Here is a 24384-nt window from a genome sequence, read left to right on the forward strand (position 1 = left end):
GCCCTCTCCCTCAAGGGAGAGGGGGCCGTCTGTGCAGGCATTATTTTGTGGGGAGCCCTCAGCCCTGTGGGTGAGGGCTGAATCGTAGGCCGGGTAAGGCGTAGCCGCCACCCGGCATTCACTTACAGCGCCTGATGCTTCGTCTCATGCGTCAGCAGCAGCGCAATCAGCGTCAGCGCTGCCATTGCCGCCAGATAGACACCCACATAGAACAGGCCATAGTTCGCCTGAAGCCATGTGGCGATATACGGGGCCACCGAGGCGCCCAGAATCGACGAAACGTTATAGGAGAACGACGCGCCGGTGTAACGCACTTCAGTCGGGAACAGCTCCGGCAGCAGCGCGCCCATTGGGCCAAAAGTCAGCCCCATCAGGCTCAGGCCAATCAGCAGATACGCCATCACCAGCGCAGGGCTACCTGAACCCAGCAGCGGCGGGAAGACAAACAGCGCGAACAGAATAATCAGCGAGGTGATGACGATCATGCTTGAACGACGGCCAAATTTATCCGCCAGCAGGCCCGCGATGGGCACCATCACACCAAATCCGATGACCGCCATCATCAGCATCCACAGCACTTCGTTACGCGGCAGGCCCAGGCCGACCGGCGCGGCGGCGGTACTGAAGGTCATGGAGTAAACGGTCATGATGTAGAACAGCGTGTAGGTCGCCAGCATGATGAACGTGCCCAGCACGGTCACGCGGAGGTGTTTGGTCAGCAGCGTCCCCAGCGGAACTTTAACCTGCTTTTTCGCCGCGGCGACTTTAGCAAAGACCGGCGTCTCGTGCAGCGACACGCGCACGTACAGGCCAATCAGCACCAGCACGGCAGAGAAGACGAACGGAATACGCCAGCCCCAGTTCATGAACTGTTCATCGGTCAGCAGCCAGGAGAGGAGCAGGAAGGTGCCGTTAGCAAAGAAGAACCCAATCGGTGCGCCCAGCTGCGGGAAAGAGCCATACAGGGCACGCTTGCGCGCCGGGGCGTTTTCGGTCGCCAGCAGTGCCGCGCCGCCCCATTCCCCGCCCAGCCCCAGACCCTGCCCAAAGCGCGCTAGCGCCAGCAGCACAGGCGCCAGAATGCCAATAGTTTCATAGGTCGGCAGCAGGCCGATGGCGACGGTGGAGATCCCCATCGTCAGCAGCGAGGCAACCAGCGTCACTTTACGGCCGACGCGATCGCCAAAATGCCCAAAGACCGCTGAACCAATCGGACGCGCAACGAAGGCAATAGCAAAGGTGGCTAAAGACTGTAGCGTGGCTGCCGTCGGGTCGCCCTGAGGGAAGAAAATATGCGGAAAGACAATGACCGCAGCGGTGGCGTAAATATAAAAGTCGAAGAACTCAATGGCGGTGCCAATCAGCGATGCGACGACGACTTTATTGCGCGAGTTGACCGGAACGTGTTCCGCCCCTTCGTTAAGTGTGGTGGCTGTTGCTTGCATACTATTTTCTTATTTTTGGACGAACGAAGGGCCATATTAGGCATAGCAAAAGCGACATTTCAATCTGTAACAAAGGCGTGGCGTGGTCATAAAAGCAACAAAAAGCGGATAATTTTCAGACCAGCGAAAACACTTCTATGAAATGCTTCACACTTTTTAGATATCAGTCATTAAAACTGGTTTTGCGTTAAATAAAAGTTACGGCCTGGATTTATATGCTGAAATGGCGGATCGGGCTGAAATATCAGCCCGACAGGACATTAGCGGTGGGTTTTACCCGGCATGCGCGGGTCATCTTTATACTCTGCCGTGGCGATCCACGCGGCGCAGAACAGCGTCAGGCGAGCGAAGAAATAGAAGAACGCCATCAGCCCCAGCACCGAACCAAAGGCCGCGCCGGAGGGCGACTTCACCAGCGACGGCAGCGTATAGGTCATCACAATCTTGATCACTTCAAAACCAATGGCGGCAATCAACGTCCCGCGCATCAGCGCCTTCTTGCGCGGACGATGGCGGGGCAAACGCCAGAAGATCCAGAAGAACAGCAGGTAGTTAGCAAAGATGGAGATGGCCAGCCCAATGCCGCGCCAGGCCGGTTTCAGCCATTCAATGTAATCCAGGTACAGCGCGGAGATAATCATCTGCTGCGCGGAACCGGCGACCGAGGTGATGGAGAGCGTAATGACCAGCGCCACCAGCAGCCCAATCAGCGAAATAAAGTCGCGCAGATACTTCACCCATATCTTCTCCTGATCCTGCGGCCTACGCTCCCAGACGTCACGCGACTGGGCGCGAATAGCCTCACGCAGGTTGCCCATCCAGTTCACCCCGGAATAGAGCGCAATCAGCAACCCGACGATACCCACGGTGGTACGCTGCTGCACGGCGGTGTTGATGGTGCTTTTGAGCGTCGTGGCGAGCGTCTGGTCGCTGACGTTGGTCAGGATCTTATTGAAGATGTCCTGCAACAGCGTCGGGTGAGACGCCAGCACAAAACCGGCGGCGGCAAACGACACCATCAGGATGGGGATCATCGACAGGAAAGAGAAGTACGTGATCGCCGCGCCAAACTGATTTCCCATGCGGTCGTTAAAGCGCTCAGCGGCGCGTATCAGGTGAGCAATCGCGGGTATCTGCTGAATTTTTTCGGCTATGCCGGTCACGGTGCCCAGCGCTTTGCTGGCCGTTCCAGGCTCTTTCGGCGCTTCAGGCTCGTTATCCATCTTTTTGATGGGTTCATAATCTAAATGTTGAGTCGGTCGTTGCGGGTTATTTTCCGGCGTCACGCGCATTTTCCTTTTCGTTGAGCTGGATGTTACTGAATTATAGCTTGCGACTAGTCCACGTAACCTTTTGTGAGTTCGGTAAGCCACTCCATAAACACATGCACCCGGCGGGAGAGGTTACGGCGGTGGGGATAAATGAGGGAGACGGGCATCGGTTCAGCCCGGTATTGCGGCAGGATCTCAACGAGTTTTTTCGTGCGCAGGGCATCACGCACCCCGACGCGCGGGACCTGAATAATGCCAAGCCCGGCGATACAGGCGGCCTGGTAGGTTTCCGTGCTGTTAACCGTCAATACGCCTCCCGTTTTCACCCACTGGGTCGCGCTGCCGTTGTAATACTCAAAACCCTGCGGACGGGTGCCCAGCGTGGCGGAGTAGTGAATGAGGGCATGCGAAGCCAAATCGTCCAGCGTCTCAGGGTAGCCGAATCGCGTCAGATAATCCGGGCTGGCGCAGTTAATCACGGAGAGTTTCCCAAGGGGGCGGGCGATAAGCCCGGAGTCCTTTAAGTTTCCCACGCGAACCACGCAGTCAAATCCTTCGCGGATGACATCGACCAGACGATCGCTGCTACTCAGCTCCAGCTCAATACCGGGAAACTGTTGCAAAAATGCAGGCAGTTTCGGAATGACTACATTTCGCGCAATGGCAACGGGCATATCCACACGTAGCCGACCGCTGATGGTTGAAGGGTCGTGCAGGAACATGCCGTCCAGTTCGTCCAGATTCATCAGCAGATCTTTAGCGCGCTCGTAGTAAACCATGCCGTCCTGCGTCAGGCTGACGCGGCGGGTAGTGCGGTGCAGCAGCTGCGTACCCAGCGCGTTTTCCAGCGCCTGGATCTGTCGCGATACGCTCCCCTTCGGCAGGCTCAACGTCTCCGCCGCGCGGGAAAAACTCTCCAGTTCCGCGACCCGAAGGAAAAGCTGCATTGCGTGTATTTTATCCATAGATGTGGGTCATTGTTGTTATGAATGAAACAGTGAAGCGCTGACGGCACTATTTATTGATTTTCTACCATCTAATAAGCTCTTTCTCAATCTTCATCACAGCCGAAACGAGGTGAATTATGAGTGAACGTATTGCTTTAGTGACGGGCGGTAGCCGCGGCCTGGGTAAAAATGCCGTTTTGAAGTTGGCCGCGGAAGGGACAGGCATCATTCTGACCTGGAATAACAGCCAGCAGGAGGCGCAGGACGTTGTACGCGAAATCGAGGGAAAAGGCGGAAAAGCGGCAGCATTGCAGCTTAACGTCGGCGATACGGCAAGCTTTTCGCGCTTTGCTCAGCAGGTGAAGGATACCCTCAAACACGTCTGGCAACGTGACACCTTTGACTATTTAGTGAACAACGCAGGTACGGGGTTATACGCACCCTATACCGAGACGACGGAGGCGCAGTTTGATGATGCGCTGAACATTCACTTCAAAGGGCCGTTTTTCCTCACGCAACAGCTGCTGCCGCTCATAAAAGACGGAGGGCGGATCCTGAACGTCTCCAGCGGACTGGCCCGTTTTACTCAGCCCGGTTCAGGCACCTACGCGGCAATGAAAGGTGCGATGGAGGTGCTGACCCGCTATCAGGCAAAAGAGCTTGGCGCGCGCGGGATTTCCGTCAATATCATCGCGCCTGGCGCGATTGAAACCGACTTTGGGGGCGGACGCGTGCGGGATAATGCGGAGCTTAACCAGCTGCTGGCCTCGCAGACGGCGCTGGGACGCGTGGGCCTGCCCGATGATATTGGTGATGCCATTGCGGCGTTGCTCAGTGACAAACTGGGCTGGATGAATGCGCAACGTATTGAAGTTTCAGGCGGTATGTTCCTGTAATGTTCAGTCTTAAGGGGGAGGGAACCCTTTTAAGGAAATCCTTAAAACAGGTATGTCTAAATGCTGGAAGATATAAAGAGAGCTGGGTGATTTGTAACCTCTCCATTCATTGAGTTTTTTCTTAAAAAATGCCTCTGTAGAATCCCCCTTCGCTATTCTCAGAGGAGTAAAACGATGCGAGTAATCATGTTTGACAGGCAGTCATTATTTATTCATGGAGCGATGTACAGTTTGCAGAAGTTAATTCCGAAAATAGATATGACAGGGGCTCGTCAGACTGATGAATTATGGGCGCAATTATCCGCGTCACCCTCCGCTATCGTCATGATAGATGGGTATTTAATTCGTGATAATGGTGTGGCTTTACTGGAAGAGATTATGGATCGTTTTCCAGCGTCGCGCGTGGTGTTGGTGTTAACGAAAAAAGAGCGACGTTGGGTTGAGCAAATGTTTCAGCGCAACGTGGTAGCGATAATTCCCCGCAATGCGAATCCCGAACGCTTTTCCGCAGTGCTGGATTCCGTATCGCGTGGAATGGTCTGTTTTCCCGGCGAGTGGCTGAAGCAGCACTCCTCTCAGGATGAACTGGCAGTGTTAAGCGAGCGCCAGCGTGAGGTATTGAAGTTACTGGCGGCCGGAGAGTCCAATAAAGAGATTGGTCGTAATCTCAATATCAGTGCGGCAACGGTAAAAGCCCATCTGGAGACGCTTTTCCGGCGTCTTGATGTCAAAAACCGGACGCAGGCCGCGATGTACTACACCCGGGCGACGGCCTGAAGGATCTTCTCTGGCAGAGGGGACTCTTCCCCAAAACTGAAGAGGGTTAATATCAGTGCGTCATGCTGCTGTTGGGTTAATGGGCGTTTGTTCATTTCCCGCAGCAGCGCCTCACATAACTGAATATCATTAAAAAGCAAATTCTCCGCCTCAGTCGGCGTGATGAGACCGTTAAATTTTTCCCACTGGCGAATCACGTGACCATAACCAATAACCCATATTCCCTTTTCGTCACGGTATTTCTCCAGGGAAAGACCCTGTTGTTTTTTAATTAATGCGATTGCAGCAGAAGATATCTGCATTGCATAACCCGTCATAAGCGTTTCCTCTTAATGGCGCGACTATAGAGGAAACGCCGCCGGGGAAATATCCGCCAAATGGCTGTTGATCAGGTTTAACTGAACGGGAATTCCTTTTTCAGTAAACCGAATAGCCAGTCGTTATGCCATTGCCCTGAAAGGAAATAACTCTCGCGCAACTCACCTTCCAGCTGAAAACCTGTTTTTTCCAGCAGTCGCCTTGAGGCGATATTTCCCGCCGTCACGGTGGCGGTGAGCCGACGGATATTGCCCTGAGTCAGCGCGAAATCACACACAACCCGCAGAGATTCAAAACCGTAACCTTTACCCTGCGCAGAGGGCGCAAAGAGAAAACCGACTTCAGCACAATCTGCTTCCCGGTGCACATAGCCGGTTACGCCCAGCGGCGTCTGGCTGGCCGTCTCACGCACCACAAGGCAGAGCCAGTGCGAGCTGCCCGGCGTCCACGGCAACAGACGAGACTCAAAGGCTTCCCGAATGTCCGCCTCGCTACGCGCAGGGGCGACAAAACGCATCACCTCAGGATTTTGCTGTAGCGACAGAAAAAAGGGCCAGTCTTGCTCTTGCAGCGGCGAGCAGATGAGACGCGCGGTGGTTAAGGCGGGCATGACGATCCTCCGGAGACATTGCAAATGATTATAAGGTTGTCACTTTATTTCAACAGAAAGTCAGGTATGTTTAACCTCATATAAATAAAAAGAAAAACGACTTTTAATGCCGCTTTAGCGGTACTCATTGTCTCTCAAGGAAAACAATGATGATTAGCTCATCGCATCATACCCGCGAACAGTTTGAACACTGTCTGGCGGCGATCCGTCAGGCGTCTGTTGAAATTTTACTTCTGTTGAATGTACATGTTTCTGAAGGAAAAGATCCACGCTGGTTTCTGGAGCAACTGGATAGCGCCCGCCTGGGGCTGGGCGGGTGGGGCGCCGTAGCCAGGAAGCTGAACCTGAATGATGCGGAAATGACGGTCTTTACGCTGCAATTACGCTTGCTTCAGCAGCGCGTTCCCCAGTATGAAAGCGGGCAGGATGTCAGCGAAAACCAGCTGATTGCGGCGATGCGCTTCGTCACCTCCCTTGAGTATCTGCGTCTGCAACAGCCTCTGCTGACCTACGAAACCGGGAGAGTGCCAGAGAAGGAGAGCCAGCTTCAGGCGCAGAAACAGGTGCGTGCCATTGAGCTGATGATTAAAGGGCTGATACAGCAGGCGTGGCCCGATCCGGTGCGGCTGAATAATCATCTTAAGACCTTGTTTAACGCTGAGCGCGTGCGTCGCTGGCTAAAAAACGGTGAGATTAATGATGTTCTGAGCGGCATGTTGTTCAGCGAGCTGGCCCAGCTGCTGGTGGATAAAAAAGAATTTAGCCGCTACTACGCGCCGCTGTTTAATGCCCCAGACATGCTGACGCTGCTGGTAGAGCCCCGCAAAACCCTGCAAACCTTCCTCGAAGATATTCGGCAAATCCGCAACAGCATCACCGTGCAGCAGCCGTTAAGCGGGGCGCAAATCCAGCTGCTCGACTGTTATTACATGCAGATCACCCGCTCCGTTCAGCGCGCGTTTGAGGAAGGGCGGACACGCGTTAACCCGGCGGCGCTGATGGCGGTGGACGAAAGCGCGCTGCACGCGTTCTGGGAAAAGGCGCAAAAAATAGACCGCACCACAGGCGGCGATCTTTTTGAAGTGCGCGACAGTATAGAAAAACCGACTCAGCGCGCCGCGCGTACGCCAGAGCAGCGCGAACAGCTGATTTCCGGCGTGCTGTGGGGAGCGGTTGGCGTGATGGTTATCGCGATTGTCGCGGGGGGATTCTGGCTGGTGACCAGCAGTAAACCGCAGCCAGCTGTTGCCAGTACGGCATCTCCCGCGCCGGTGCAGGAGATGCGCGAAACGCCTTCCTCGCGAGAAACGCTGACGCGCATGGGTGTCACCTGGGATGAGAATAATTTCCGCTCGGCCATCAATCGCAATGACACCCGCGTGGCGCTCCTGTTTTTGCAGGGCGGGATGGACTGGAAAATGTCATGGACGGAGGAGGCGTTGTCGGCAGGCTACGACGACGTGCTGGAAGTGATGTTGCGCTACCGCCTGCAAATGACAGAGCAAAAGCCCTGCCGACGCTTTATTAATACGCTTAGCCATGCGATGGCGAACGGCGAATCGCTGACGTCGATGCGTAAGCAGTACCTGCAAGCATTCTGTACCGTCCCGGCGGTAGTGAAACGTCAGCAGCACGACGCCGATATGGCAACGCGCCGCGCGAAGACGCAGCCCGATGCCAGCACAAAAAAATGGCAGTCCATCCAGACTGCCATTTATGAGGTGATCCGCTGATTATTTTTCCCCCTCACCCCAAAGGGGCGAGGGAGAAAAGGCCGCACCGTTACGTCCCCCTCTCCCCTTTGGGGAGAGGGTCAGGGTGAGGGGCAAGGCTCAGGGCTCCCCATACAGCCCAATCAACCGCCGCACCACGCCATTCGTCCAGCCGAAGCCATCCTGCAACGGATACTCCCCCCCGCCACCTTCGCGTGGCGTGCTGCTGGCGATGTGGTACTTCTCAATCAGCTTATGATGGGTTTTGTAGTAATGGTTCACCGTGTGCAGCCAGCTCCAGGCGATCTCATCTCCCAGCGAGTCGTTACCGTACTGCTTGAACCCTTGGATCGCCATCCACTGGAGCGGCGCCCAGCCGTTCGGCTTATCCCACTGCTCACCTGTTTCATATTCGGTGGCGAGAATACCGCCCGGCGTGAGGAGACGGGCTTTAACGGCATCGGACAGCCGTTCAGCCTGCTCATGCGTCGCCATGCCCACATACAGCGGCACAATGCTGGCCGCAGAGAACAGCGCCAGGGCTTCACGCCGCCAGTCGTAATCACGATAACAGCCGTTCTCTTCGTCCCACAGATAGCGGTTTACCGCTGCGCGCCGATCGCTGGCTTTCTGGCGGAACAGCTCAGCCGTCTCTTTATCCCCTTTCGATGCTGAGATATTGGCGATAGCGCTCTCCAGTTTGAACAGGAATGCGTTCAAATCGATGGGGATAAATTGTGTCGTGCGGATGCTGGCCAGCCGCGCAGGATCGCGCAGCCAGCGGGATGAGTAATCCCATCCTGAGGCTGCCCCGGCGCGCAGGTCGCGATACACTTCGTTCGGCGGACGACCAGAATGACGGGCGGTTTCCACGTCCTCAATCCACGATTCATCTCGGGGCGTGTCGCGATCGTCCCAGTAGCGGTTGAGCAATGAGCCATCCGGCATGCGAACCGCACTGCGATAGGCCTGATTGAGTAGCAGCGATTCCGCCCCGTCCATCCAGAAGGCATACTCCATCTTGAGGTGCTCAAGATAGCGCTTCGCCCCGCGCACGCCGTCCTCTTCAAACAGCTCCACCATCAGGGCAAAAACGGGCGGCTGGGAGCGGCTGAGGTAGTAGGTGCGGTTGCCGTTCGGGATATGGCCGTAGCGCTCAATCAGCCAGGCGAAGTTATCGGCCATACATTTCAGCAGATCGTCACGACCGCTTTCTGCCAGCCCCAGCATGGAGAAGTAAGAGTCCCAGTAGTAGGTCTCGCTGAATCGCCCGCCGGGCACAATATAGGCCTGTGGCAGCGCCAGCAGCGACGACCACGGGATGTGATCCTGCGGCTCGCGCGTCAGCACCGGCCACAGATTATCAATATGTTCTTTCAGGGACAGGCCGGGGTCAGAAACGTACTCTTTGCTGTAGTCCTCCGGCAGCCAGAAGTGATTCTCCACAAAGCGCGCCAGGTCAAAATCACGGTGGCGGCGCACCTTGCGATAGCGGATCAAAATATCCAGCGGATCCATCTTCGGCGCACAGTCGGGAAAGGTTTTGCTGTCCGCAAACAGCCGCGACGACTGGACGTGTTCAAACAGTTCAAGGTAGCGGTCTGCGGGCGTAAGGGCATCGGACGCCGGCAGCCCTTCAATCATTTCCGGTTCCGGCTCTGCCTCGATCATCTCATCCAGTTTTAACTCACAGGGATCGGTTTCGTAGCGCAGCTCTTCTGCAATCTCGAACTCGATATCCTCGGCAGTCTGTAGTTTCTGGTTGAACATGGTGTTCAGGACCTCCGGTTTTTGTCGTAACAAATACGGGTTTTTCCCGGCTATCTTTTAAGCGTAGACATTCGCTTCGGTTAATGCGGTGCGAAGTGTGCGGTAGATCACGCTTTCAAATTGGATTTAAACACGCTGAAAATCAGATATCCCTTTGATTATGAAATTATTAAATCAGAATCTTTGAAAACAGAGCAGGAATAAAATTCAGAGCATTCGGTATTCTGCATATAAGCACGGATTAGTGTGCCTGACGCGCATCGCCCTGAAGGCTGTTGGCGGTTTGATTGGCTTTCTGGCTGGCGCCTTCGCTTTTATCCATCGCCTTGCTGGCCGCTTTTTCCGCATGGGCGGCACTGTACGCAGCCAGATGGGAAATCACGATGGCGTAAATGCTCATTAACGACACCCACAGAATGCTGTTTTTCCACCACAGCAGGGTAGGAATCGTCAGTATCGCCCATACCAGCGCGAGAACAAGGTGCATTTTGGCCATCAGTTTTGCGGTGATCTTTACGTGCATTTTCATATCTCTAATCTTTTTCCGTAGTAACAGGCGAACGCGTAGCGCTTTCTAAGATTAGTTAATTCCACCGCGGGTAGCGGGTTATTTTGTTACCGTTTGTACAGCCGTTGGGTTTACCTGCCCAGGGCATAAAAAAACCGGCCAGCTGGCCGGTTTTGTTGCGGATCAGACCGATCAGCGCATGGTCACAAACTCTTCCGCCGCCGTCGGGTGGATCGCCACGGTGTTATCGAAGTCTTTCTTCGTTGCGCCCATCTTCAGCGCCACCGCGAAGCCTTGCAGGATCTCGTCCATGCCGAAGCCAATGCCGTGGATGCCGACGATCTTCTCTTCCGGGCCCACGCAGACCAGCTTCATGCGGCATGGCTGACGGTGCGAGGTGACCGCGGTATACATCGCGGTAAACGCCGATTTATACACTTTCACCTGGTCATCGCCGTACTGCTCACGCGCCTGCGGCTCGGTTAAGCCGACGGTACCAATTGGCGGGTGGCTGAAGACCACGGTCGGGATGTTGCTGTAGTCCAGATGTTCGTCCGGCTTGTTGTTAAACAGACGCTCGGAAAGACGACGCCCCGCCGCCACGGCAACCGGCGTCAGCTCTACGGCGCCGGTGTTATCACCGACGGCATAAATGCCCGGTACGCTGGTGTTCTGGAACTTATCAACGACGATGTAGCCTTTTTCATTGGTTTTCACCCCGGTTGCGGCCAGGTTGAAGTTGTCGGTGGCCGGTTCACGACCAATCGCCCAGATCAGGCAGTCAACGGTCTGGCTGCGGCCATCTTCCAGCTCCAGGGTCAGGCTACCGTCCGCATTTTTCACCACCGCTTTTGGCACGGCGTTGGTGTGCAGGGTTGGGCCTTCGGCGTTCATCACCTCGACCAGCGTGTCGACGATCAGCGGGTCAAAGCTGCGCAGCGGCGCGTGTTTACGCACGAACAGGTGCGCTTCCGCTCCCAGGCCGTTAATCACGCCGGCCAGCTCAACCGCGATGTAACCTGCGCCCACAATGGCAACGCGTTCTGGCAGAGCAGGCAGCTCGAAGAACCCGTCGGAGTCGATACCGTATTCCGCACCCGGAATGTTCGGGTGGCTCGGACGGCCGCCGGTGGCGATCAGGATGTGATCGGCGGTGATCGTCTCGCCGTTCACTTCGATCGTCTTCGCATCCACGAAACGGGCGAAGCCGCGGATCACGTCGACGTTATTCTTGCCCAGCACGTTATCGTACGAGGTGTGAATACGGTCGATGTAGGCGGTACGGCTGGCGATCAGTTTATCCCAGTCGAAGTGGTTGATGGTGGTGTCAAAGCCGTAGTCCGGGCCATACATATGGATAGCTTCACGGATTTGCGCGGCATGCCACATCACTTTCTTCGGTACACAACCCACGTTCACGCAGGTGCCGCCGAGTTCTTTGGCTTCAATCAGCGCACACTTCTGGCCGTACATGGCCGCACGGTTGATGGAGGCGATGCCGCCGCTGCCGCCGCCGATTGCGATGTAGTCATAATGCTTAGTCATAGCGTTGTCCTTAATCGTGAATTGCCGCGATTGTATACCTGAAATCAATAGTTTCCACCGATGGCTGCGATTACTCCGGCACGATCCAGCTCACGGTGGCGTGACCCGTACCGGCTGGCACCAGCGTTTTGTGCAGCCACGGCAGCACGTTGTTCATCTGCGCTTCGAGCTTCCACGGCGGGTTAATGACGATCATGCCGGACGCGGTCATGCCGCGCTGGTCGCTGTCAGGGCGCACCGCCAGCTCAATTTGCAGGATTTTACGAATGCCGGTCGCTTCGAGGTCTTTGATCATGCGTTTAATTTGCGCGCGCAGCACTACCGGATACCACAGGGCATAGGTGCCGGTCGCAAAGCGTTTGTAACCTTCGTTAATGCCGGTTACCACCGCCTGATAGTCGGTTTTGATTTCGTACGGCGGGTCGATCAGTACCAGGCCGCGACGGGAAACCGGCGGCAGTTTGGCTTTCAGCTGCTGGTAGCCATCGGCTTTGTCGACGCGGGCGCGGTTATCTTTCTGAAACTCAGAACGCAGCAGCGGGAAGTCGCTCGGGTGCAGCTCTGTCAGCTGGAGGCTGTCCTGCTCGCGCAGCAGCTGGCGGGCAATCAGCGGTGAACCCGGGTAGTAACGCAGTTGGCCGTTGCGGTTGAAGTGATTCACCACGCCAATGTACGGCTCCAGCTCGGCAGGCAGATCGTCCTGCTGCCAGATACGCGCAATCCCTTCCAGATATTCACCGGTACGCTCGGCATGCTCGCCGCTCAGCTGATAACGGCCCGCGCCCGCGTGGGTGTCCAGATAAAGGAACGGTTTATCCTTTTCTTTAAGCGATTCGATGATCAGGCTCTGAACGGTGTGTTTGAGGACGTCGGCGTGGTTGCCTGCGTGGAAGCTGTGGCGATAACTGAGCATGGGTAATGATATTCCGCTGAATTGACGATTTGCCACAGTTTACAGCAGAACGGCACAGATTACCCGCAGGCCCGGTAAGCGCGGCTATTGAAATCCTCTACACTTAACCCCATTACTGAACAATATGCACAGCGCCGGATGCGCGCTTCATTCATCTCTTTCAACAGGACAGCGTTTATGACCAATCCATTACTGACGCCTTTTTCGTTGCCACCGTTTTCTAAAATCCTCCCTGAGCATGTGGTTCCAGCCGTTACCCAGTCGCTGGAAAACTGCCGTGCGGCGGTAGAAAGCGTGGTCGCGCAGGGCGCGCCGTACACCTGGGAGAATCTGTGTCAGCCGCTGGCCGAAGTGGACGACGTGCTGGGGCGTATCTTCTCCCCGGTAAGCCACCTGAACTCGGTGAAAAACAGCCCGGAGCTGCGCGAAGCCTACGAACAAACCCTGCCGCTGCTCTCTGAGTACAGCACCTGGGTGGGTCAGCACGAAGGGCTTTACAAAGCTTACCGCGACCTGCGCGACGGCGACCACTATGCCGAACTGAACACGGCGCAGAAAAAATCGGTCGATAACGCCCTGCGTGATTTCGAACTGTCCGGGATTGGCCTGCCAAAAGAAAAACAGGTGCGCTACGGCGAAATCGCCGCGCGCCTGTCCGAGCTGGGCAACCAGTACAGCAACAACGTCCTCGACGCCACCATGGGCTGGACGAAGCTGATTACCGATGAATCTGAACTGGCGGGTATGCCGGAAAGCGCGCTGGCGGCGGCAAAAGCCCAGGCCGAAGCGAAAGAGCAGGAAGGCTTCCTGTTAACGCTGGATATCCCAAGCTATCTGCCGGTGATGACCTACTGCGACAACCAGGCCCTGCGCGAAGAGATGTACCGCGCCTACAGCACCCGCGCCTCCGATCAGGGGCCGAATGCGGGCAAATGGGACAACAGCCCGGTGATGGCGGAGATCCTCGCCCTGCGCCACGAACTGGCACAGCTGCTGGGCTTCGACAGCTACGCGGATAAATCCCTCGCCACCAAAATGGCTGAGAACCCACAGCAGGTGCTCGACTTCCTGACCGATCTGGCGAAACGCGCCCGTCCTCAGGGTGAAAAAGAACTGGCTCAGCTGCGCGCCTTTGCGAAAGCGGAGTTCGGCGTGGACGAGCTTCAGCCGTGGGATATCGCGTACTACAGCGAAAAACAGAAACAGCATCTCTACAGCATCAGCGACGAACAGCTGCGTCCGTACTTCCCGGAAAACAAAGCCGTTAACGGCCTGTTCGAGGTGGTGAAACGCATCTACGGCATTACCGCGAAAGAGCGTACCGACATCGACGTCTGGCATCCGGACGTGCGCTTCTTTGAGCTGTATGACGAGAAAAACGAGCTGCGCGGCAGCTTCTATCTGGATCTTTACGCGCGTGAAAACAAACGTGGCGGGGCGTGGATGGACGACTGCGTGGGCCAGATGCGTAAAGCGGATGGTTCCCTGCAAAAACCGGTCGCTTACCTGACCTGTAACTTCAACCGTCCGGTGAGCGGCAAACCTGCGCTGTTTACCCACGATGAAGTGATCACCCTGTTCCACGAGTTCGGTCACGGCCTGCACCACATGCTGACCCGCATCGAAACCGCTGGCGTCGCCGGTATCAGCGGTGTGCCATGGGATGCGGTCGAGCTGCCAAGCCAGTTTATGGAAAACTGGTGCTGGGAGCCGGACGCGCTGGCGTTTATCTCCGGCCATTACGAAACGGGCGAACCGCTGCCGAAGGAACTGCTGGATAAAATGCTGGCGGCGAAAAACTACCAGGCGGCGATGTTTATCCTGCGTCAGCTGGAGTTCGGCCTGTTCGATTTCCGCCTGCACGCCGAGTTCAGCCCGGAGCAGGGGGCGAAAATCCTCGAAACCCTGGCTGAGATCAAAAAGCAGGTCGCGGTTATTCCAGGCCCGACCTGGGGACGTTTCCCGCACGCGTTCAGCCATATCTTCGCAGGCGGGTACGCCGCAGGCTACTACAGCTACCTGTGGGCCGACGTGCTGGCGGCGGATGCCTTCTCGCGCTTCGAAGAAGAGGGGATTTTCAACCGCGAAACCGGTCAGTCGTTCCTTGATAACATCCTGACGCGCGGCGGTTCAGAAGAGCCTAGGGAGCTGTTCAAACGCTTCCGTGGCCGCGAGCCGCAGCTGGATGCGATGCTGGAGCATTACGGAATCAAAGGCTGATTGCTACGTGAAGATCTGCTTAGTAGATGAAACAGGCGCCGGGGACGGCGCCTTATCTGTTCTGGCGGCCCGCTGGGGGCTGGAGCACGATGAAGAAAACCTGATGGCGCTGGTGATGACGCCGGAACATCTGGAGCTGCGCAAGCGCGACGAACCGAAGCTCGGCGGAATTTTTGTCGATTTTGTTGGCGGCGCGATGGCGCACCGGCGCAAGTTCGGCGGCGGTCGCGGGGAAGCGGTGGCCAAAGCGGTCGGCATTAAAGGCAGCTATCTGCCGGACGTGGTGGACGCCACGGCGGGGCTGGGGCGCGATGCCTTTGTGCTGGCGTCTGTCGGCTGTCGGGTGCGGATGCTGGAGCGTAATCCGGTTGTCGCCGCGCTGCTCGACGACGGGCTGACGCGGGGCTACGCGGACCCGGAAATCGGCCCGTGGTTACAGGAACGTTTGCAACTTATTCATGCCTCCAGCCTGACGGCGCTGACCGATATCACCCCGCGCCCGCAGGTGGTCTATCTCGACCCCATGTTCCCGCATAAGCAGAAAAGCGCTCTGGTGAAAAAAGAGATGCGTGTGTTTCAGTCGTTGGTGGGGCCAGATTTAGATGCCGATGGCCTGCTGGAACCGGCTCGTCAGCTGGCGACGAAGCGGGTGGTGGTGAAGCGGCCGGACTATGCGCCGCCGCTGGCGGACGTTGCGACCACTAACGCGGTGACCACGAAAGGGCATCGGTTTGATATTTATTCGGGTACGCCAGAATAGAAAAAGCCGGGTGGCGGCTTCGCCTTACCCGGCCTACATTCAGTGCCGCTTGTAGGCCCGGTAAGCGTTAGCGCCACCGGGCTTTTTTGCACTTACTCGTCTTCTTCGTCACGCAGTGGAACAATCAGCATATCCACGTGAACGGTGTTAATCAGCTGGCGCGCGGAAGACATCAGCTTGCTCCAGAAGTCCTGATGGTGACCGCATACCACCAGGTCCATATCGTATTTCTTAATCGCATCAACCAGCACCTGGCCCAGATCGCCGCTACCGCTTAAGGTTTCAGTGATTGGATAGCCCGCGTTGGTAGAAAGCTCGCTCAGCGCGTGGTGAGTCTCTTCGGAGATGCGTTTCTGCATATCGCCGAGATTCACGTCGATCAGACCGGTGTAGAGGTCGGAGTAATTCACGTCAACGTGAATCAGCGAAACTTTCGCGTTGTAGGGACGTGCCATGGATACTGCTTTATCAACCAGCACTTTACTCTCCGGGGAGAGGTCTACCGCGATAAGAATGTGTTTGTAAGCCATAGTGTTACTCCTTCCTTAAGTTATCGATGACTAAATGGGAAAGCCGTCGTCTGATGCTTTCATTACGGCCCAGTTAAACATATTTTTCAAGCTTTGGTGTTGATAACGATTAACCTTGTGGCAAAAAAATTAACGGATCTCCTACACTATTTAATGAGCCGTTCGGATATTAAAACGCGAACCGGATCGACTTTTGGTCATTCTTTCACTGAACTGTCTGTCAGGGCATTGGGGTGCGGTAGCTCAGGAGCCTTGCTTCGTGGGCGGACGCCGGGGAGGATGTATGATTAGCACCGTCGCATTGTTTTGGGCGTTATGCGTGGTTTGCATAGTGAATATGGCGCGCTACTTCTCATCGTTACGTGCGCTGTTAGTGGTACTTCGTGGTTGCGATCCGTTGCTTTATCAGTATGTGGACGGTGGAGGATTCTTCACCTCGCATGGACAGCCCAGCAAGCAGATGCGTCTGGTGGGGTATATCTACTACCAACGCTACCGCGATCACCACGATGAAGAGTTTATCCGTCGCTGCGAGCGCCTGCGTCGTCAGTTCATTTTGACCAGCGCCCTGTGTGGCCTGGTTGTGGTGAGTATGATTGCGCTGATGATTTGGCACTGAGCATAAAAAAAGCGGGCCAGTTTCCTGACCCGCTTTTTTGTCGCCTTCAGCCGATTAAATCAGCTTCAGCGAAATCCAGTACAGACCGCCAGACAACAGGATGGACGCCGGGAGGGTGAACACCCAGGCCATCAGGATGTTGGTCACGGTTTTACGCTGCAAACCGCCGCCGTCAACAATCATGGTACCTGCCACGGACGAAGAGAGTACGTGGGTGGTGGAGACTGGCATACCGGTGTAGCTCGCCAGACCGATAGATACCGCCGCCGTCATCTGCGCGGACATACCCTGCGCATAGGTCATGCCTTTCTTACCGATCTTCTCGCCGATGGTGGTCGCCACACGACGCCAGCCAATCATCGTACCGATACCCAGCGCCAGCGCGACCGCCATGATGATCCAGATTGGCGCGTACTCAATGGTGTTGAGCATATCGCCTTTCAGTTTCTTCAGCAGACGCTGGTCGTCAGCATTAACCTCTGGCAGCTTCGCGACTTTATCGGTCACGTCGGAGATACAGAGCATGATGCGACGCAACTGACCACGCTGTTCAACAGCCAGTTTGTCGTAGCTTTCGATATCGGCCAGCATGCCTTTCGCACGTTCCAGCGCGTTAATCGCGTTTGCCGGATGGCAGTGGAACTCGCCCGGTGCCGTCGTTGCGCCTGACTCCGGCGACGGAATCAGCTGGTCCACGCCGGTCGCTTTCTTCAGCAAATCAGGATGCTGCTGGAAGTAAGTCTCAACGTTGTTTACCGCATCACGGGTACGGGTGATTTCGTAGCCGGAGGCGTTCATGTTAACCACGAAGCCCGCCGGTGCGACGCCAATCAGAACCAGCATCACCAGGCCGATACCTTTCTGACCATCGTTCGCGCCATGAGAGAAGGCGACGCCGATAGCGGAAATGATCAGCGCGATACGCGTCCAGAACGGCGGCTTTTTCTTGCCGTCTTTCTTCTCACGCTCTGCTGGCGTCAGGTGGATACGCGCACGTTTTTTCGTGTTGCTCCAGTAGCGACGCAGGATGAAAATCAAGCCACCCGCCACCACCAGACCGACGATAGGGGAGATGATCAGAGAGCCGAAAATACCGAGAACTTTCGGGATATTCAGCGCATCAACGACGGAGGTCCCGGTCATCAGGGCATTGGTTAACCCGATACCGATAATCGCGCCGATGAGGGTGTGAGAGCTGGATGCCGGCAGGCCGAAATACCAGGTACCGAGGTTCCAGATAATCGCAGCAAGCAGCATAGAGAACACCATGGCCAGGCCATGACCGGAACTCACGTTAAGCAGCAGATCCGTTGGCAGCATATGCACAATGGCATACGCAACGCTCAGTCCGCCCAGGAGGACACCAAAAAAGTTAAATACCGCCGCCATAACGACCGCAAGCTGCGATCGCATTGCGCGAGTGTAGATAACCGTTGCTACTGCGTTTGCAGTGTCGTGGAAGCCGTTGATCGCTTCGTAAAACAGCACAAAAACCAGAGCAAGCAATAATAAAAGCCCGGTATGTAAATCCAGGCCGGCAAACAAATGTAGCATAGGACGTTACGCCATTTTGAGGACATGAACGCGGCGCATTATCCAGGACAAATGCGCAACGGGCAAAGTGAAATATAGACTTTTTTTGACATACCACCTTATTTGAGAAATGTGCCTGAAAGGATAATCTTTAAATATCAATGAAATGGCTTTGTAATATCTTTTTACGCTGGTGCGACCACTGAGGAAACTTTACAATCCGCGGCAGTTAACGAAGAGGGTTTTGACGTGGAAAGGTTTGATGCCGTAGTAATTGGCGCCGGTGCGGCGGGTATGTTTTGTGCGGCGATGGCCGGACAAGCGGGTCGTCGCGTGCTGCTGCTGGATAACGGAAAAAAGCCTGGCCGCAAGATCCTGATGTCTGGCGGCGGGCGCTGCAACTTTACTAATCTTTATGTCGAGCCTGCGGCCTATTTGAGCCAGAACCGTCATTTTTGCAAATCTGCGCTGGCGCGCTACACCCAGTGGGATTTTATTGAGCTGGTGGGTAAACACGGTATCGCATGGCATGAGAAGACGCTGGGGCAGCTGTTCTGCGACGACTCCGCGCAGCAAATCGTCGATATGCTGGTGGCCGAGTGCGAGAAAGGCGGCGTTGTAATGCGCCTGCGCACCGAAGTGCTGGACGTCGCCCGTGACGAGCAGGGCTACACGCTGCAACTCAACGGTGAAACCGTCAGCGCCGATAACCTGGTGATCGCCAGCGGCGGCCTCTCGATGCCGGGGCTGGGCGCCTCACCGTTCGGCTATAAAATCGCCGAGCAGTTTGGCCTGAAGGTACTGCCCACCCGCGCCGGGCTGGTACCGTTCACGCTGCATAAGCCGCTGCTGGAACAGCTTCAGACGCTCTCCGGCGTGTCTGTGCCGTCGGTCATTACGGCCGAAGACGGCACGGTGTTCCGCGAAAATCTGCTCTTTACCCATCGCGGACTCTCGGGCCCGGCGGTATTGCAGATCTCCAGCTACTGGCAGCCGGGGGAGTTTGTCTCCGTAAACCTGGTGCCGGACTGCGATCTGGACGCCTTCCTCAACGAGCAACGCGCCGCGCACCCGAATCAAAGCCTGAAAAATACCCTGGCGATGCAGCTGCCGAAGCGTCTCGTGGAGTGCTTGCAGGCGTTAGGGCAAATTCCGGATGTTGCGCTCAAGCAGCTCAACAGCCGCGAGCAGGAAACGCTGGTGGAGACGCTGACGAACTGGCGCGTACAGCCAAACGGCACCGAAGGCTACCGCACGGCGGAAGTGACGCTCGGCGGCGTGGATACAAACGAACTCTCATCCCGCACGATGGAAGCCCGCAACGTGCCTGGTCTTTATTTCATTGGTGAAGTGATGGACGTGACCGGCTGGCTCGGCGGGTATAACTTCCAGTGGGCGTGGGCCAGTGCCTGGGCATGCGCGCAGGCACTCGCTGATGTCCGAGGACAATAAAGTTGTACACAAAGCACTAAAGTTGTAACCATTCTCAAAAAACGACGCTAATGTTGTATACTTACTGAATGTGTGGTTATAGGGTTGGAGACTATAAAATGCACATATAGGTACGTATCAATGTCGTTTTTAGGGTACGATCATGGCTAGGGGTAGGCGTCTCAAATCCTATTTGGATTATGAAAATGCGCTAGGTGACGGCATAGGAGTGGGCTATGGCCAAAGTTATCAGCCCTGGCTTAGAGCTCAGGACGTTAAATCCCGTGGAAACCGTTCGATAGTCTTTGGCCTTAAGACGTTTCGAAACCATCATCTCCTTTCTTCTGTCGAAAGTAACTTTTTCTATCTGGCTGAGTTTAATGACTCGGTGATTGATATCCGGGAACAATTCCCACTCTTTCCTCTCCGGCTTACCCAACAAATAGCAAATCATCTACATTTTCAACATCCTATGGTGAGGGGAGTAAGAGGAGTACCTGTCGAAGTTCTGAATGTTATGACAACCGATTTTTTACTGACCTTGAGAACTCCTGAAGGCGGACTTCGATACAAAGCTATAGCAGTAAAACATAACGAGAGCATACCTGAACGCGAAGCCCAAAAACTTGAAATAGAGAGGATGTTTTGGCAGTTGATTGATGTTGAGTTTCAAATTTATGTTGGCTCGGAACTCAATAACGTCGTCGGTAAAAACATTTGCTGGGCTACTTCTGTATTAAGAGATGGTTCTGAATTTTATGATAAATATCCTCTTGATAAAATCCTATGGAAGCTTAAACCAGATGTTTATCCCATAGTAGGACTACGTGCAATGATTTCATCAATCTTTGGGGTAGATGCACAAGAAGCGATGATGTTATTGCAGGCAATGATTGGATTAAAAATGATAAATGTTGATTTATCATATCCAATACTCGAAACCGGTCTGATAAAGATAATTTCCAATGACCACTATATAGGACTGAACTCAAATGGATATTATTAGGAATTCAGTCTGGCTCTCTCAAGGCACTGATTTGCTTGCAGAGGGACTTTACCGTGTTTTGGATTTTGACAGAAAGGTCGATTTGTTAATTTTGTTTAAAATAAAATCAGAAAGAACGGGTAAGCCAATCCCTTTCTCATTTTCAATGTTTAAATATTATATTGAATCAAATAGCATAACTTGTAAAGATTATATATATCCTTCATATATGTTAGTAGATGAGAAAGAATTAACAGATAAAGACAGAGGAAGGCGAGATGAAAATTACAATATCATTAAAGATCTTGTAGATGACAGAATGTTTCTGTTCGACTATGCATTACATAAAAAGTCGCACCTTTTAATGGATTACTCAAGAAATAAAAAAATATCACAATATACTATCAGAACGCTTCTGGCGTTGTATTGGCGACATGGGCAGGATATTTATGCATTGCTACCCGCATTCTCGAACTGTGGCGCCGCTGGGAAAAGTAGAATCAAACATGAAATTAAACTTGGGAATTCCAAAAAAAACAGAGCATTACCTAATGAACGATCACGTGTTTTCATTCTTAATGAAAGAGATATAAATAATATTAGAAAATCTCTCATTACGTATCATTATAAAGTTAACGGAGATACGATAAAGAAAACATTAGAGAGACATATTGATTTGTATTTTAGGGATGAAATTAAAACAGCAAACCTAGAAAATAGAGCTCCATATGTTCCTTCTTTAAAACAATTTTCATACTGGAATAAAAAACTCTTCACTAAAGATTTCTCGATAAATAAGAAGAACACGAAAAAAGAAATAGACCTCAAAATGCGGGCGCTTTTAGGTAGTGTGGCTAATACAACTGTTTTGCCGGGTGATGTTTTCGAAATAGACTCAACTGTCGCTGATGTACATCTTATTTCGAGTTTAAACAGACGAAAAGTCATTGGGCGTCCTACTATTTATACAGTGGTGGATCGTGCAACAAGAATGATTGTTGGCCTTCATGTTTCTTTATACCATGCTTCATGGCGAGCCGCCCGACAAGCGTTAGCAAATTGCTTTATGCCAAAAAAAGAATATTGTAGATTATTTGGAATCTCTATTACTGATGATGATTGGCCTTGTTCTCACATTCCATTAACATTGATGTGTGACAACGGGGAGATGATTGGTCTTAAACCTCAGGAAGAGATGACCCCCCTGACAAAACTTGAGTTTGCGCCAGTCGGTAGAGGCGACAGAAAAAGCATTGTTGAACGCTGTTTCGGCATTCTGAATGATGAGGTTATTCATAGGCTTATTGGAACAACACGAAGGGGAAAGATTGTTAAAGGAGAGCCAACACCGCAATCCAGGGCTTGTTTAACGATTCAGGAGGTCACGTCTTTACTGATTCGGGAGATACTTGCACATAATCAGAGAACGTATGAGGAACTGGCTTATATCAATCCCTTACTGATTGAAAATGATCTCGTAATATCACCAAAAAATAGTTGGATGATAAGCTTAAAGCACGGGAGATTCAGCGCAAGAGCCGTTGGGGCCGACGAAGTGATCGCACGATTGTTAATCCCTGTGAACGCTAACATTACCGCCGGTGGGATTCAGTACAATAATCTTTTTTATGAATGTGATCCTGAAATTGCATCAGGTGTCAGAGTATTTGGAAGAACCACTTGTGAAGCAAGAATAGATGACAATTGCGTAGATTATATATATGTAAGATTTGACAAAAATAGCATTTTCAAAAAACATTACCTACTTAAGAAAAGAGATGTATTTAAAGGGAAAGCTCATCTTGATACAGATGTAATGGCTGATTGGGTAGATACTCAAAAAGAAATTAATTTATTTACTCTGGATTCGCTCAGCAATATCAATAATAAAGATGAATTTAACAGGAAAGGTAACGAAAGATTAAATGAAATATACGAATCTCGCCGGGTACATGGTAAAGATATTAAAAAGAACAGGAAAAATGAACTTGATTCATTAGGGCGAACTCATGTTGCTAATGGAAGATCTGAACCCCTACTTCCTTCATCCAGTAATGTTCTGCTTTTGCCTGGCCGGGAGGAGAAACAAAGATGGTTAAAAGGTAAGAAGAAGACTGAGGACGCAGAATAATGAACCTTATACGGCGCGTTTCAGCGATATATAAAGAACAGGAGTTACCTGAGTATCGTGGCAATCCCTTAATTGAAGCACTTCCTGAAGCGCTTACGGAAGATGAAGTACTTCTGGAAATGAGTTATTTCCCCGAAATTGACGAAAAAATCCGCTGGACTGCCCCGGCGAATGTTAGAGAGCAGTATGTCGAACGTATAAAGAAATTCCGTTGCCCTCAAACCAATCTTATCCAGGCTTATAAGATGATCTTACGGGCACTTAGGGAAAGCTATGCAGCTCGTAATCCTTTAAAAAGCGGAACAATTCAATATCTTCATTACTATGGAAATGAGCGTCCTGATATTGAGCCAGAAAGTGGATATTTTAAATCCCAGGCTGAAACTATTACGATAGTTGGAATGAGTGGTTCTGGAAAAACTACCATGATTGAGCAAGTCATGGATCATTTCCCTCAGATTATAGAACACAGCAGCTATAAAGGAGTTTTTCCCGGCTTCAGTAAGCAAATTGTATGGGTAAAGATTAATTGTCCATACAATTCAAGTGTGAGAGACCTTTGTGAAGAGATTTTACAAAAATTAGATGATGCAATTGGTATTGAACGAACTACACCTGAGATTAGAAATGGTGCTCTGGCTCGCCAGATTGCACAAAGAATTAAATCATCATTTTTGGGTATCCTTGTTATTGATGAAATGCAGAGGCTTAAATTTTCAAGAACCGGGGGTGAGAGTAAGTTGATTGATTTTTTACATGAAATTGTAGATTCCATGGGGGTATCTATGGTTTTTTGTGGAAATCATCCTTTTGACGAGACGCTGACAAAGAAAATGAGAATTGCCAGGCGGGCAGAGTCTGGTGGTTACATGAAAATTAAGAATGTTAGATACGATTCACAAGACTGGCAATCGTTTATTCATTATTTATGGCCATTACAATGGACAAATGTTGAAACTCCATTAAATGATGAGTTAAACGAAAAATTATTCATTTTATCTAAAGGCAATATTGGATTGGCTCAGATGATTTATCGGGGGGCACAATTAAAGGTTATCGGTAGCGGCAATGAAATCATCACTGGCGCAGTCTTGTCGGCCTCTGTACCGGTACTCGTGAGTCATACGGAGGAATATAAGGATACTCCACTCCCGGGGGCCGCGACTGAAGATGAGGAAGCTAAATGGCTCTCTGCATCTAATGAGGGTGATGCTTCGGCTAAAATCATGGCAGAGAAGTCCCTAAAGTCTTTGATCCCTGGGGATATAGACAGGCCACAGCACAAGGAATTCGTAGGAAAAATAGACGAGGTTTTGCGCAATTTCGACGAGAAAATACTGTCTCTTGACCACGATCTTGTTATCAACAGGACAGCTGAAAAGAAAAATACCTACGATGCTCTTCAGCGTTGCGGGCTTATAAATATAGATCCACTTAATAAATTGTAATGAGGTAACAGTTCG

The 24384-nt window shown here is 52.7% G+C and carries 21 protein-coding genes; 10 read left to right on the forward strand and 11 right to left on the reverse strand.

Annotated features, from left to right (window positions below; translation table 11 throughout):
- Nucleotides 1-122: 122 nt before the first annotated feature.
- From RHN82_RS10740 to RHN82_RS10750, 3 genes are all read right to left on the reverse strand, one after another.
- Nucleotides 123-1445, reverse strand: coding sequence for an MFS transporter (locus tag RHN82_RS10740; protein ID WP_015571519.1), 1323 nt, complete (start codon nt 1443-1445; stop codon nt 123-125).
- A 260-nt stretch (nt 1446-1705) separates the two neighbouring features.
- Nucleotides 1706-2731 carry an inner membrane protein YhjD gene (gene yhjD / locus RHN82_RS10745; protein ID WP_047052711.1) on the reverse strand — a complete coding sequence of 342 codons (1026 nt, stop codon included), beginning with the start codon at nt 2729-2731 and terminating at the stop codon, nt 1706-1708.
- 50 nt (nt 2732-2781) lie between these two features.
- A complete protein-coding gene (locus RHN82_RS10750) occupies nt 2782-3681 on the reverse strand; it encodes a LysR family transcriptional regulator (RefSeq protein ID WP_017384184.1) in 900 nt (299 codons plus the stop codon).
- A 119-nt stretch (nt 3682-3800) separates the two neighbouring features.
- Between RHN82_RS10750 and RHN82_RS10755 the strand changes: the two genes are divergently transcribed.
- Both RHN82_RS10755 and RHN82_RS10760 read left to right on the forward strand, forming a co-directional pair.
- Nucleotides 3801-4559, forward strand: a complete 759-nt coding sequence (locus tag RHN82_RS10755; protein ID WP_047052705.1) for an SDR family NAD(P)-dependent oxidoreductase — start codon at nt 3801-3803, stop codon at nt 4557-4559.
- A 174-nt stretch (nt 4560-4733) separates the two neighbouring features.
- The gene (locus RHN82_RS10760; protein ID WP_047052707.1) at nt 4734-5336 is read left to right on the forward strand and encodes a response regulator transcription factor; all 603 of its coding nucleotides are present in this window, start codon (nt 4734-4736) and stop codon (nt 5334-5336) included.
- Here the strand turns inward: RHN82_RS10760 and RHN82_RS10765 are convergent.
- The gene (locus tag RHN82_RS10765) at nt 5315-5653 is read right to left on the reverse strand and encodes a lysozyme (RefSeq protein ID WP_047052708.1); all 339 of its coding nucleotides are present in this window, start codon (nt 5651-5653) and stop codon (nt 5315-5317) included. The two genes, RHN82_RS10760 and RHN82_RS10765, sit on opposite strands and share 22 nt — an antisense overlap.
- Nucleotides 5654-5730: 77 nt before the next feature.
- On the reverse strand, nt 5731-6264 hold the full coding sequence (locus RHN82_RS10770) for a GNAT family N-acetyltransferase (protein WP_047052710.1): 534 nt from the start codon (nt 6262-6264) through the stop codon (nt 5731-5733).
- A 146-nt stretch (nt 6265-6410) separates the two neighbouring features.
- Here RHN82_RS10770 and RHN82_RS10775 point away from each other — a divergent pair, with 146 nt between their 5' ends.
- Nucleotides 6411-7997, forward strand: a complete 1587-nt coding sequence (locus tag RHN82_RS10775) for an STY4199 family HEPN domain-containing protein (protein WP_048982588.1) — start codon at nt 6411-6413, stop codon at nt 7995-7997.
- A gap of 99 nt (nt 7998-8096) precedes the next feature.
- Here the strand turns inward: RHN82_RS10775 and RHN82_RS10780 are convergent, their stop codons facing one another.
- The 4 genes from RHN82_RS10780 to RHN82_RS10795 form a co-directional block, all read right to left on the reverse strand.
- The gene (locus RHN82_RS10780) at nt 8097-9746 is read right to left on the reverse strand and encodes an alpha,alpha-trehalase (RefSeq protein WP_047052691.1); all 1650 of its coding nucleotides are present in this window, start codon (nt 9744-9746) and stop codon (nt 8097-8099) included.
- 241 nt (nt 9747-9987) lie between these two features.
- Nucleotides 9988-10275 (reverse strand): hypothetical protein, encoded by a 288-nt coding sequence (locus RHN82_RS10785; protein ID WP_015571509.1) that lies wholly within the window; start codon nt 10273-10275, stop codon nt 9988-9990.
- Nucleotides 10276-10446: 171 nt separating this feature from the next.
- Entirely contained in the window at nt 10447-11799 is a 1353-nt protein-coding gene (gorA, locus tag RHN82_RS10790; protein ID WP_017384179.1) for a glutathione-disulfide reductase, read from the reverse strand.
- A 70-nt stretch (nt 11800-11869) separates the two neighbouring features.
- On the reverse strand, nt 11870-12712 hold the full coding sequence (locus RHN82_RS10795; protein WP_006808562.1) for a 23S rRNA (adenine(2030)-N(6))-methyltransferase RlmJ: 843 nt from the start codon (nt 12710-12712) through the stop codon (nt 11870-11872).
- A gap of 177 nt (nt 12713-12889) precedes the next feature.
- Between RHN82_RS10795 and prlC the strand changes: the two genes are divergently transcribed.
- Both prlC and rsmJ read left to right on the forward strand, forming a co-directional pair.
- Nucleotides 12890-14932, forward strand: coding sequence for an oligopeptidase A (gene prlC, locus RHN82_RS10800; RefSeq protein ID WP_047052692.1), 2043 nt, complete (start codon nt 12890-12892; stop codon nt 14930-14932).
- A gap of 7 nt (nt 14933-14939) precedes the next feature.
- A complete protein-coding gene (rsmJ, locus tag RHN82_RS10805; protein WP_032644932.1) occupies nt 14940-15692 on the forward strand; it encodes a 16S rRNA (guanine(1516)-N(2))-methyltransferase RsmJ in 753 nt (250 codons plus the stop codon).
- Between the two features lie 92 nt (nt 15693-15784).
- Here the strand turns inward: rsmJ and uspA are convergent, their stop codons facing one another.
- Entirely contained in the window at nt 15785-16222 is a 438-nt protein-coding gene (uspA, locus tag RHN82_RS10810) for a universal stress protein UspA (RefSeq protein ID WP_003861223.1), read from the reverse strand.
- Nucleotides 16223-16505: 283 nt separating this feature from the next.
- On the opposite strand from uspA, the gene uspB reads away from it, so the two are divergent.
- The gene (gene uspB / locus RHN82_RS10815) at nt 16506-16841 is read left to right on the forward strand and encodes a universal stress protein UspB (RefSeq protein WP_003861224.1); all 336 of its coding nucleotides are present in this window, start codon (nt 16506-16508) and stop codon (nt 16839-16841) included.
- Nucleotides 16842-16895: 54 nt separating this feature from the next.
- Here uspB and pitA read toward each other — a convergent pair whose 3' ends face one another.
- Complete coding sequence (gene pitA, locus RHN82_RS10820) at nt 16896-18395, reverse strand: inorganic phosphate transporter PitA (protein WP_003861225.1); 1500 nt, start codon at nt 18393-18395, stop codon at nt 16896-16898.
- A gap of 228 nt (nt 18396-18623) precedes the next feature.
- Between pitA and RHN82_RS10825 the strand changes: the two genes are divergently transcribed.
- From RHN82_RS10825 to RHN82_RS10840, 4 genes are all read left to right on the forward strand, one after another.
- Nucleotides 18624-19826 carry an NAD(P)/FAD-dependent oxidoreductase gene (locus RHN82_RS10825; protein WP_047052693.1) on the forward strand — a complete coding sequence of 401 codons (1203 nt, stop codon included), beginning with the start codon at nt 18624-18626 and terminating at the stop codon, nt 19824-19826.
- Nucleotides 19827-19968: 142 nt separating this feature from the next.
- Nucleotides 19969-20811 (forward strand): TnsA endonuclease N-terminal domain-containing protein, encoded by an 843-nt coding sequence (locus tag RHN82_RS10830; RefSeq protein ID WP_000090708.1) that lies wholly within the window; start codon nt 19969-19971, stop codon nt 20809-20811.
- A complete protein-coding gene (locus tag RHN82_RS10835) occupies nt 20798-22921 on the forward strand; it encodes a transposase (protein WP_000351437.1) in 2124 nt (707 codons plus the stop codon). The genes RHN82_RS10830 and RHN82_RS10835 overlap by 14 nt, the downstream gene beginning before the upstream one ends.
- Nucleotides 22921-24369, forward strand: a complete 1449-nt coding sequence (locus RHN82_RS10840) for an ATP-binding protein (RefSeq protein ID WP_001049180.1) — start codon at nt 22921-22923, stop codon at nt 24367-24369. Before RHN82_RS10835 ends, RHN82_RS10840 begins: the two co-directional genes overlap by 1 nt.
- Nucleotides 24370-24384: the final 15 nt, after the last annotated feature.

The organism is Enterobacter cloacae complex sp. EB5, from assembly GCF_031432835.1.
Taxonomy (GTDB): Bacteria; Pseudomonadota; Gammaproteobacteria; order Enterobacterales; family Enterobacteriaceae; genus Enterobacter; species Enterobacter hormaechei_C.